Source organism: Plectonema cf. radiosum LEGE 06105, from assembly GCF_015207665.1.
Taxonomy (GTDB): Bacteria; Cyanobacteriota; Cyanobacteriia; order Cyanobacteriales; family Nostocaceae; genus Rivularia; species Rivularia radiosa_A.
In genome coordinates this window covers 39,942-49,497 of record NZ_JADEWL010000039.1, presented here as the reverse complement: position 1 = coordinate 49,497, position 9,556 = coordinate 39,942, and the positions used below count along the sequence as shown (strand labels likewise).

The 9,556-nt window shown below is 38.2% G+C and carries 14 protein-coding genes; 4 read left to right on the top strand and 10 right to left on the bottom strand.

Annotated elements, in window-relative coordinates:
• Positions 1-22 precede the first annotated feature (22 nt).
• The 5 genes from IQ247_RS13760 to IQ247_RS13740 all read right to left on the bottom strand — a co-directional run bounded on the left by IQ247_RS13760 (position 23) and on the right by IQ247_RS13740 (position 2,129).
• Positions 23-385, bottom strand: a complete 363-nt coding sequence (locus tag IQ247_RS13760) for an aspartyl protease (protein ID WP_193920854.1) — start codon at positions 383-385, stop codon at positions 23-25.
• Positions 382-699 (bottom strand): hypothetical protein, encoded by a 318-nt coding sequence (locus IQ247_RS13755; protein WP_193920853.1) that lies wholly within the window; start codon positions 697-699, stop codon positions 382-384. The genes IQ247_RS13760 and IQ247_RS13755 overlap by 4 nt, the downstream gene beginning before the upstream one ends.
• Before the next feature lie 144 nt (positions 700-843).
• Positions 844-1,149: an HNH endonuclease gene (locus IQ247_RS13750; protein WP_228059731.1), complete on the bottom strand. Its 306-nt coding sequence runs from the start codon at positions 1,147-1,149 to the stop codon at positions 844-846.
• Between the two features lie 36 nt (positions 1,150-1,185).
• Positions 1,186-1,470, bottom strand: a complete 285-nt coding sequence (locus IQ247_RS13745) for a hypothetical protein (protein ID WP_193920852.1) — start codon at positions 1,468-1,470, stop codon at positions 1,186-1,188.
• A gap of 44 nt (positions 1,471-1,514) precedes the next feature.
• Positions 1,515-2,129 carry a hypothetical protein gene (locus IQ247_RS13740; protein WP_193920850.1) on the bottom strand — a complete coding sequence of 205 codons (615 nt, stop codon included), beginning with the start codon at positions 2,127-2,129 and terminating at the stop codon, positions 1,515-1,517.
• Positions 2,130-2,524: 395 nt separating this feature from the next.
• On the opposite strand from IQ247_RS13740, the gene IQ247_RS13735 reads away from it, so the two are divergent.
• On the top strand, positions 2,525-3,490 hold the full coding sequence (locus IQ247_RS13735) for a tyrosine-type recombinase/integrase (protein ID WP_193920848.1): 966 nt from the start codon (positions 2,525-2,527) through the stop codon (positions 3,488-3,490).
• 47 nt (positions 3,491-3,537) lie between these two features.
• Here IQ247_RS13735 and IQ247_RS13730 read toward each other — a convergent pair whose 3' ends face one another.
• From IQ247_RS13730 to IQ247_RS13715, 4 genes are all read right to left on the bottom strand, one after another.
• Positions 3,538-3,924, bottom strand: a complete 387-nt coding sequence (locus IQ247_RS13730; RefSeq protein WP_193920846.1) for a type II toxin-antitoxin system death-on-curing family toxin — start codon at positions 3,922-3,924, stop codon at positions 3,538-3,540.
• Positions 3,921-4,118, bottom strand: a complete 198-nt coding sequence (locus IQ247_RS13725; protein ID WP_193920845.1) for a DNA-binding protein — start codon at positions 4,116-4,118, stop codon at positions 3,921-3,923. Before IQ247_RS13725 ends, IQ247_RS13730 begins: the two co-directional genes overlap by 4 nt.
• 292 nt (positions 4,119-4,410) lie before the next feature.
• On the bottom strand, positions 4,411-5,355 hold the full coding sequence (locus tag IQ247_RS13720; protein ID WP_193920843.1) for a ParB/RepB/Spo0J family partition protein: 945 nt from the start codon (positions 5,353-5,355) through the stop codon (positions 4,411-4,413).
• Positions 5,355-6,107 (bottom strand): ParA family protein, encoded by a 753-nt coding sequence (locus IQ247_RS13715; protein WP_193920841.1) that lies wholly within the window; start codon positions 6,105-6,107, stop codon positions 5,355-5,357. Before IQ247_RS13715 ends, IQ247_RS13720 begins: the two co-directional genes overlap by 1 nt.
• 206 nt (positions 6,108-6,313) lie before the next feature.
• Between IQ247_RS13715 and IQ247_RS13710 the strand changes: the two genes are divergently transcribed.
• Positions 6,314-6,511 carry a hypothetical protein gene (locus tag IQ247_RS13710; protein ID WP_193920839.1) on the top strand — a complete coding sequence of 66 codons (198 nt, stop codon included), beginning with the start codon at positions 6,314-6,316 and terminating at the stop codon, positions 6,509-6,511.
• A gap of 15 nt (positions 6,512-6,526) precedes the next feature.
• On the top strand, positions 6,527-7,222 hold the full coding sequence (locus IQ247_RS13705) for an AbiU2 domain-containing protein (RefSeq protein WP_193920837.1): 696 nt from the start codon (positions 6,527-6,529) through the stop codon (positions 7,220-7,222).
• Between the two features lie 292 nt (positions 7,223-7,514).
• Here the strand turns inward: IQ247_RS13705 and IQ247_RS13700 are convergent, their stop codons facing one another.
• The gene (locus IQ247_RS13700; protein ID WP_193920835.1) at positions 7,515-8,012 is read right to left on the bottom strand and encodes a restriction endonuclease; all 498 of its coding nucleotides are present in this window, start codon (positions 8,010-8,012) and stop codon (positions 7,515-7,517) included.
• Positions 8,013-8,453: 441 nt separating this feature from the next.
• On the opposite strand from IQ247_RS13700, the gene IQ247_RS13695 reads away from it, so the two are divergent.
• Positions 8,454-9,554: a TIGR03032 family protein gene (locus tag IQ247_RS13695; RefSeq protein ID WP_193920833.1), complete on the top strand. Its 1,101-nt coding sequence runs from the start codon at positions 8,454-8,456 to the stop codon at positions 9,552-9,554.
• The last annotated feature ends 2 nt before the right edge of the window (positions 9,555-9,556 follow it).

Below are 9,556 nucleotides of genomic sequence, written 5' to 3'. Positions count from 1 at the left end.
AAATAATCACCAATAAATAACGTCATTCTAACGTCAATTCATTCTTATTTATATCCACCACTAATCGTTTACTTTGCAACCATTGACGACCAAGTAAAACTTCCGTTAATCCGTAGCCAACATGAACGGGAATATCGTATTCTTGACCGCCAAATATTACTTTACCCAAATAAATCTCAAATTCTGCTTCCCCCCGTGCGGTAAACATTGGCTGCTGTTTTATATATGTCCAACCAAGCGCATCTAAATCTTGATTGTTAATAGCTAACCAAGCAGAAAAGCCAGTATCAAAAAGTGCATCAACTGGCAGTTCTAAACCATCAGATGATATTAGTTCAATCTCAAAAAATAAAGCATCTTCATCACCAAAAAAACCAGGAATCATATTGTTCCGCACACTCCGGTTTCATTAATGCGGAAAGTATACAACTTTGCACCTGGATATTTCTCATGTGCGATTTGAGCGCCATGTATATCATCCTTATTAACAAAATATTCACCGCTCAGAGGTTCAATCGTTATATACCAGTTGTAATGGGTTTGCATTAAAGAAGGCTTTACACGGTCAAAAATAACTTGACAACGCTTCCGAAACTCCTCGCGTTCTGCTTTCCATTGCGCTAATTGTTCTTCCGTCCACTGAATTTCTGGAAATATTCTTCCCCGACGGACGGTGCGAGTAGATTTATCTGTTGTCATAATCGTTTCTCCTTTTTTAATTATTATAAACTTCGATTAATTAATATATATTTTATTAAAGTTTATTGACACTCACTGAAGCGGAATATTCATCATTTATTCTGACTTTAATTAATTTACCCATCAGATTCAATTCCTAACTTATCAAAAAAAGATAGCTGCCCGCTCTGAAATATTTCCTCTTCCTCTTGTATGATAAAATAAATGACATCCAGGGCATAATGCCGCTAAATTAGATATTCTATTATCTGCGGGATTTCTATTCCAATGATGCACCTGTAACGTGTATGCCCTACGTTGAGAATTGCTCCAATCCGAGGGTATTTTTTGCCCTGGTTTTATGCATATCCTACCACATTTTTGACACTTCCAATCCTTAGTAGCCTTGATACTGGTGGCTAATTCTTTCCAATTGTCTGGGTATAATATTTGAGAATTACTATTAGTCATCTTCTTCTATCCAAATTATCCTTATATCAATTTATATTACGATGCCCTTGTTAATTTAAAAGTACAAATTAACCGTCCTGGATATTTTATTGCAAGTTCCCTCTGAGCGACTTTTTTGTTAGCATTAATAAAATACTCGCCACTATCGGATTCTATAGCAGCATACCCCAAACGCCCGTGATTATCACTTAATTCAGAACAAAGCTTATTATAAATTGAACGCGCACGCGCAATATATCCCGGACTTGCCTTCTTAGATGAAAATCCATTAGTGTACTGTCTCATTCCCACCCAGGGGCTTCTAAAAGAAGAATTGCTCATATTATTAATTACTCCTACAATAAGATAAATTATTACTTATTCCTTTACATTACTGGATGATATAAACCCGTATCTTGATTATATTCCCACCCAATATTAGAAGTATCTCGACGCTTGCACCACGCCACAAAATGCGGAGATGGTAAATCAATTCTTTGCTTGCGTACAGTTTCTAAACTTACACCGAATCTCAAAGCTAAACCTTCCTCTGTTAACGGCTGTATTCGCGGAGTTTGCCTAGAGGAAGAAGAATTGTTGTAGTAAGATTTTTTATTATTTTTATGTTGATTATTTAGATGATTTTGTATCTGTCTGATGGCATCAGTAAATTGCTCTATTCTAGAAACAATAGAATCAACTTTATCTTCTAAATTGTTTATGCGTTCGGCATCAACAATTTCATTACTACTACATTCATCCGTCTTATTTGACTCAACTTTATCAAGACGTTCCATTATTTCAGATAAAGTTTTAGAATTAGTATTGTACCTACTACTGCTGCTACTTTCTAACGTTGAAATTAACTCTTCTAAACCTTGAAGAATTTCACTTGTTCTTCCTTGACGATGCAACCGGGATAATTCCCGTACTGCCCCTATTATTGGAGTAGGCACGCGAATCATTTGACTGGGCTTATGTTCTGGAGAAGAATCGGGCATAGCTAACAGCGTAGACTACAAGCGATCAAATCGATATCAAATCGATATCAAATCGATAGCAATGATATCAGCATATCTTGTATTGGTTACACCCGTTGCAGCCAATTGTGTAGGGAAGGCGCATAAGTTGAAAATTTCTGCTTCAACCGTTCGGAAAGTTGCTGTCCTCTTACAGGATAAAGAAGACGGCGCTTTCTTTATGACGGCGGTGCTACAAGGGTGTCACGAAAACACAGGGATTACAGCCACTCGTTTTCATCTCCAGCGCGACAAATTTTCATTTTATGCGCGAACTTACAGGGGTAATAACTGCCGAAAACTTGGATTGTGTAAGGGAAGGACAAAGAAACGGTAGAATAAATATCGAAAATAAAACTTTTCGATAGTTGTTTTTTATGTTACTCCCAGACAAGTCGCATACTGATATAATTACTAACCCTTTTGCCATTGCAGCAGAACGCGATTTGTTGCAGGAGTTGTTGGTGGGGAAGCGCAACAAAAGTACCCGTCATGAATATGCTAAGGATTTAAGAAAATTTTTTCAAGCTGTGGCAGCAAAGGAGCCGACACCTGAGTTGGTGGCGCAGTTTTTAGAGATGGAAAGGTTTTCTGCTGTAACCTTAGTGTTGCGGTATAAGGCACAGTTGATTGATTTGGGATTGAAGGAAGCTACTGTTAATCGGCGGTTGGCGGCGATTAAGGCGTTGGTTAATTATGCTTATAATGTGGGCAAGTGCAGTTGGACTTTGGCTGATATCAAAAGTGAAAAGGTAAAGCAGTACCGGGATACGACGGGAATTAGTCCCGAAGCTTTTAAAAAAATGTTAGCAATACCAGATAGGGATACGTTGAAAGGTAAGCGGGATTATGCCTTGTTGCGGTTGTTATGGGCGAACGCGCTACGCAGGGAAGAAATATCTCGATGTAACATTGAAGACTTGGATTTGGAAGCAAAGACGCTGGCTATTTTGGGGAAGGGACGAGGTACGCAGAAGGAACTTATTGATTTACATCATAAGAGTTGTGCGGCACTTATGGATTGGTTGTGGGTGCGTAAGGAATTAGATATTAAGCAGCCGTTGTTCGTTTCTTTACGTCCGCGCTACGGGCATAGGTTGACGGGTGACGGTATCCGCAAGATTGTGGTGGGGATATCTAAAGAGGCGGGAATTTCTAAAATCATCAGCCCGCACAAAATCCGGCATTCGTCGGTAACGGCGGCGTTGGATGCGAGTCAAGGGGATGTTAGAAGCGTGCAAAAGTTGAGCCGTCACGCTTCTTTAAATACTTTGATGATTTACGATGATAACCGCACCAAGGCACAGGGGAAAATTACTGCGCTTTTGGAAGATTTGGTTTAAAACACCAAGATTTTTCGGTGCATTAGGACTGAAGTCCATAACGCACCCTACCGAACTTTGACATGAGATTTTAACCAATGTGTAAATGCTTCGCGGTTAAGTTTACCCGATGCTAAGGATAGGAAGATAGATTCTTGTTCATCTACAGAAGCATCAATTTCTACACCATTCATGACTAGAAAAACCTCCATTGCTGCATGACCAATTCGCTTATTACCATCGATAAATGGATGATTCATTACCAACGAAAATCCAATTGCAGAAGCTTTATCGACAAGTGTTGGATAAAGCTCCTCTCCGCTAAAAGTCATGTAAGGTTGAGCAAGTGCAGATTCTAAAGCACCAAAGTCTCTTATACCCAATGCTCCCCCAGACTGCTCAATAATTTGACGATGAAGTTCAATAACTTCAATAAGCACTAAATAGCGAATCATCCTAATCGCCGATAAAGTTCAGCATTTTTTTGCATTACATAATTAGCAGCTTCTGTAAAATCACTTTTAGGATGATTTAATAAATCTTCTACACTCGCAGATAATAACTCTTCGGTGGAGATTCCCAATTTTTGCGCTAATTCCTGTAATTTTTGCAGTTGATGTTCTGAGATACTAATCGTTATTGCTACCATATTACTTCCTAATCGCTTAACTATTTTCCTGTTGTTCTTAAAGACAGCAACCTTTCTCATAAATTGCAAAAAATCAACCTTCTTCCTCTCCTAATACTCCAATTGCTTGGTAGAAAATACCCAGATACGCTCGGCTAATTTACGATGATAATCATACCGGCTGTCGCAAGATAATATTACTTCAATTTTAGAAGATTGATATTGATTATGAGAAAGATAATCGTTATCATCAGTGGCTACTGCTCACGGGTGGATTTAATATACCGCAAAAAAATATTTTTCAAGAAACGGTTTAATTTTGCTTTACCTCGCTTTCTAAAAGCAACTTTTCCAAATCACCCAACAATCTCTCCAACTTCTTACGCTTTCTGGTGTCGTCCCATATTTTGGTACTCTTCAACCGCTTACCAACATCCGAGTATCGTCTAGTTAGTTGTTGCTGTTCGGTTTCTTCAATATCGGTTTGGTTAAGTTCATGTTGTTGTATTAATTCTTTGATTTGAGTTAGTGATAAATTTTGAGAGATTGCGTCATTTAACAAGTCAGAACGCTGCTGCTCATCTTTAACTCTCGCAATCGCTCTCGCCTTGGTATATTCTATTTTCCCTTGGCGCAGCACTTCAAGTACATCCGAGGGTAGGTTTAGCAGCGGTAAGCGGCTAGTGCGGAAGCTTTCGGCGTTAAATCTACCAATACCAGCTAGGATAGTTTCGATTTGTTCTAATTGACGGGAAACGTTTTCCGCTAACTCTAATTTGCGTTTTTTAGCGTTGGCAGATTCGTTAAGAATTGATTTAATTTCTGCTGGGGTTACTTCTAGTTGAATTGTTAATAGCTCCAGTATTGCTTCTACTTCTTCTACTGGATTGAGGTCTTCTCGCTGTAAGTTTTCTAAAAGTGCGACTTGCAGGGCTTGTTTGTCGTCGAATTGTTTGCTGACAATTGGTACTTCTGTAAGTCCTGCTTCTTTGGCTGCTCTTAGCCTTCTTTCTCCGGCGATGAGTTCGTATTCGTCTTGTTTTAAGGGGCGTACTAATAATGGTTCTAGGATGCCGTGTTCTTTGACGGAATGCACTAGTTGTGCCATTTTATCCTGGTCAAAGTAGCGGCGGGGTTGCTTATCATTAGTTTGAATTTTGTTGATGGGTACTGTGGTTTGGCTTGTCTCCGCATTCATGCTGATTAAGTCTTGAACGCCGCGCATTTGGGGGACTTGTGTTGTTTTTCTGGCTGGCATTAGAGTTTCTCCATTCCGAATTGAATTTTATTTAAAATTGTTATTGCTGGATGTTTGGGTGCGTACAAGGCTAATGGTTGGCGGTTCATTGCTGCATCGGCAAAGGCGGTAGCGCGTGGGATTGGGGGGTATACGGTAGCAAGTGGTTCTAGTTGGTCAATGAGCGCTTCTAAGATAATTTTATCTTGGTTGGCGTTGCTGTAAAGTGTGGGAACGAATCCTGCAATAGTTAGTTGGGGGTTAACGTGTTTTTTGACTTGCTTGATGGTATCTAGTAGCAGTTCCGTACCTTTGAAAGCTTTGAAGTGGGTTTGAATGGGAATTAGTACGTGGGTAGCAGCGGTAAGGCTGAGAATGCTGAGTATTCCTAATGATGGGGGACAGTCAATAATGATGAAGCGATATTGGTTTAAAAGGGGTTCTAAAGCTATTTTAAGTCGGGTTTCTCGTGCCATAACGGTAGCTAGTTGCAGTTCTACGGCACTCAGCGTAATGTTGGCTGGCAGTAAATCCATGCCGTGTAGGTTGTCGTGAATTGAAGGTGGCGTTTCTTCGTTGAAAATGGAATCGCCAACGGTTTGCTCTAACTCGTGGGGTTCCAAACCCATGAAAGTTGTTAAACTTCCTTGCGGGTCCATATCAACGAGGAGCGTTTTGTGTTTCTGGAGATGTAGTTGATAGCCAAGATTCATGGCGAGAGAGGTTTTCATTACTCCGCCTGCTTGGTTGAAGATGGCAATTATTATGGTCACATCCGGTACGTGAGTGTTTAAGATATTGTGATTTATAACACAAGATAGTTTAAGACAAAAGCGTCACAGTAATTAATAATTTACAATTCGTTTCTGTCACATTTTTAGAAAGGCGAAGCGCTTGAGAAAAATAAGGTACTGGAAATATAGAGGATTTTTGATATTATTATTCGGCTAGCCATTTTTTATACTTAGCGAATGGGGCTATGCCAAAAGTAGAACTAATAAAAATTTTTCTTGCTTCTCCAGGTGATGTGAAAACGGAAAGAAGTCACGTTTTAAAAGTTGTTGAGGAGATAAATCGTACTGTGGCTCCCTCAAAAGGTGTCAGAGTGGAGGTAATTTGCTCATCTAATGCGTTCCCTGGACATGGTAAAGATGGTCAAGCAATTATAAACATATAAGTAATAAAAAGGTGTATGTCAGTATCTAGAGAAGATTTTGAAATCAAAATAAACCAAGTTGGAGAAAATTTGTATTTTTCACATTTTCATTTAAAAATTCATGAAAGTATGACAGAAGCACTAAATACTCATTTTGAGGAATACCCACCTTTTTTTGATTGGTCACGTATGGCTCACTATGAAGCCGGAATTATAGGGCTTACCAGAGCATATGATAAAAACAGTTTAGGTCTTTTGAAGATAATTAATATACTCCAATCTGAATATAGATTTTGGGGCTTACCAGATATTCTTGACGCTGAACAGCTAGAACAAGATAAAAATTTTGTAACACCTGAAAATGAACTTGTTGATGGTTTAATGCAATTGAGAGATAAAGTTATTAGCCATACAGATAATAGATTGCATCCAAAAAAAGTTAATATTGACATACAGAATATATATGGAGGAGAGTTAATATACCGTGCGGGTAAGATTACTACAGAAGAAATTGAAAATCTACCCAAAGAAGAAAAAGAAAGACGTTTAAATCGGGCAAGCAATGACTTTTTTCTCGCTGTAGAGAGAAATGAAGGTAAAATTTTAGGTAAACAAGTTCCTTCCTTCCATCAATTTTATGAACTAACTCATAAAGGAGTTGAAATCTGTAATAGATATATGCAAAAATTAGGAATATCGTTAATAGAATTAAAACTAGAAGGAATCGATTAAATTATTGTAAGATAGTAGTCAGGCAAACTTAAAAACATAAAAGAGCTAACTTATTGTAGGCGAAATAAAATTTTTATTATCTAACTCAAAATTTATCCTTTTCTGTTTTTATTTCACACTCATCAAACCAGAAATTTTTATCATCGAGGAAAGTATCTACGAAGTAAGACTTTAACTGATATGGCTTTTGTCTTGAGCATAAATAACAAAGCAATTTCAATGTAAATGAAGGGTACAATATCCTTAAAACCGTGAGAATACTTTAATAATTTAGAGCTTTTAATATTTCAAATTATTGTCTGTTGAAAAATTTATAATGTGTGACTTTTGTAACCGATAAGCAGGAGAAAGAAATAGCAATTCTGTCAGTAACTTTAACAAATATTTGATTTGATAATCTTGCAATGTAATCGTCAGAATTATTGGTAACATCAATTGTTAACCTGATAGGAGTTATTTTTTCGTGTTTAGCTACCTTTTCTGCTCCTTCTTGAAGTCCAATTGTTGTTACAATGATTCCCCTCTCTGCATTTGTATCTTTGATTGTATAAGCAAAGCCACCTACTAATGATTGCGGTAAGCTTGAATTGGTTCGATGCTTACATTCAACCAAAATAATTTTACTTGTAATGTTGTCATAAGCAACAACATCAATTTCCCATTCAGTTCCACTGTTTCCTTGAATTACTTGTTTCGATTCTACTTTGCTTAAACCAATAAAATCTCGAATGTCTAGTAATAGTTGTCTCGTTACATCCTCATATTTCTGCCATATTTTTTTTGATGACATATTGCTCCTTTTGCTTTTATAACTATTTAAGTATTCATAGTTTAAAAAATCAATGTTGGATATTGATTGTAGTGAGTAGTAAGTATTGCGTCGCAGCCAATACCAATACTTACTTGTATTGAACTGCTCCGGTTATTTGAATATTGAAGCTTACTCTGGATGTAGTTATTTAACGGTTTTTGATGGCATTACGCTTACCTGTTATCGCGCACAAGAAAGAGTTGCCGTTAAAAATCCGAAGCAGGCTTAGGTGTAGCAAGTTGACTTAATATGACAATCACAAATATATGTTGTATGGTAGTAAATTAGTTATTTATACGTATAAGCATTAACTATTGCAGTAACAATATATAAATTTTATTAACTCTATAACAAGCAAGCAGCAATTTAAGGGAAGCGAAATTTACTTATATTTCATACACAGCGCAACAGTATACAATTATGGTTGTTACAAGTCCCAAACAACATTCTAATGGTGTTGAAACCACTTCCAATTCCCCAGCTTTAGAGATAAATTGCTCCCAACAATTTGTGGGATGGTTGTATCAAGAACAGATAAGTTTAGCTTTTACTACCTATCAAACCAGTCGTTTAATATTGCTGGGAATTGGTCAAGAAGGAAGATTTTCTGGGTTTGAGCGCAATTTTAACCGAGCAATGGGGCTGTATACCGTTGGTTCTGAGCGCCTAATGCTCAGTACCAAATATCAATTATGGCAGTTTGATAACGTACTTGAAGAGGGACAGAACTATCAAGGTTACGATAAACTTTACGTTCCCCGCACTGGTTACACTACGGGGGATTTGGATATCCACGATGTTGCTGTGGAAGATGGGGGGCGGATAGTTTTTGTCAGTACCTTGCTCAATTGTTTGGCAACGGTAAGCGAATCCAATAGCTGTACGCCTTTGTGGAAGCCGTCGTTTATTTCTAAGGTAGTGAATGAAGACCGCTGTCACTTGAATGGGATGGCAATGGTGGACGGCAAGCCCCGCTATGTAACGGCAGTTGCTCAAACTGACGTGAAGGATGCTTGGCGAGAAAAGCGTCGGAATGGAGGGTGTGTAATTGATGTTACTAATAATGAAATTATTTTATCTGGATTATCAATGCCTCATTCGCCTCGGTTTTATCAAGGTAAGTTGTGGCTGATGAATTCGGGAACTGGGGAGTTTGGTTATGTCGATTTGGAGAGGGGAAGTTTTGAAGTTGTAGCCTTTTGTCCTGGTTATTTGCGCGGGCTGGCATTCTGGAAACAGTGGGCGATTATTGGGTTATCTAAGCCGCGAGGAGAAGATAAAACATTTTCTGGGTTAGCGTTAGATGAAAGGTTAACGGAGAAAGGAGAAGAAGCCCGTTGTGGATTGATGGTAGTTGATATAAAAAGTAGTGAAATCGTCCATTCGGTTTCTGTTTCTGGGGTGATTAGAGAGTTGTACGATGTACAGATATTACCGCAAGTACGGCGACCAATGGCATTGGGGTTCCAAAATGATGAAATTAGCACTTTGCTGACTTTGGATTCGATGGGGGAGTTGTAATC

Bases quoted from the DNA above. Each gene is read 5' to 3' on its own strand.
- IQ247_RS13760 (WP_193920854.1), bottom strand. From the start codon at position 385: ATGATTCCTGGTTTTTTTGGTGATGAAGATGCTTTATTTTTTGAGATT.
- IQ247_RS13755 (WP_193920853.1), bottom strand. From the start codon at position 699: ATGACAACAGATAAATCTACTCGCACCGTCCGTCGGGGAAGAATATTT.
- IQ247_RS13750 (WP_228059731.1), bottom strand. From the start codon at position 1,149: ATGACTAATAGTAATTCTCAAATATTATACCCAGACAATTGGAAAGAA.
- IQ247_RS13745 (WP_193920852.1), bottom strand. From the start codon at position 1,470: ATGAGCAATTCTTCTTTTAGAAGCCCCTGGGTGGGAATGAGACAGTAC.
- IQ247_RS13740 (WP_193920850.1), bottom strand. From the start codon at position 2,129: ATGCCCGATTCTTCTCCAGAACATAAGCCCAGTCAAATGATTCGCGTG.
- IQ247_RS13735 (WP_193920848.1), top strand. From the start codon at position 2,525: ATGTTACTCCCAGACAAGTCGCATACTGATATAATTACTAACCCTTTT.
- IQ247_RS13730 (WP_193920846.1), bottom strand. From the start codon at position 3,924: ATGATTCGCTATTTAGTGCTTATTGAAGTTATTGAACTTCATCGTCAA.
- IQ247_RS13725 (WP_193920845.1), bottom strand. From the start codon at position 4,118: ATGGTAGCAATAACGATTAGTATCTCAGAACATCAACTGCAAAAATTA.
- IQ247_RS13720 (WP_193920843.1), bottom strand. From the start codon at position 5,355: ATGCCAGCCAGAAAAACAACACAAGTCCCCCAAATGCGCGGCGTTCAA.
- IQ247_RS13710 (WP_193920839.1), top strand. From the start codon at position 6,314: ATGCCAAAAGTAGAACTAATAAAAATTTTTCTTGCTTCTCCAGGTGAT.
- IQ247_RS13705 (WP_193920837.1), top strand. From the start codon at position 6,527: ATGTCAGTATCTAGAGAAGATTTTGAAATCAAAATAAACCAAGTTGGA.
- IQ247_RS13700 (WP_193920835.1), bottom strand. From the start codon at position 8,012: ATGTCATCAAAAAAAATATGGCAGAAATATGAGGATGTAACGAGACAA.
- IQ247_RS13695 (WP_193920833.1), top strand. From the start codon at position 8,454: ATGGTTGTTACAAGTCCCAAACAACATTCTAATGGTGTTGAAACCACT.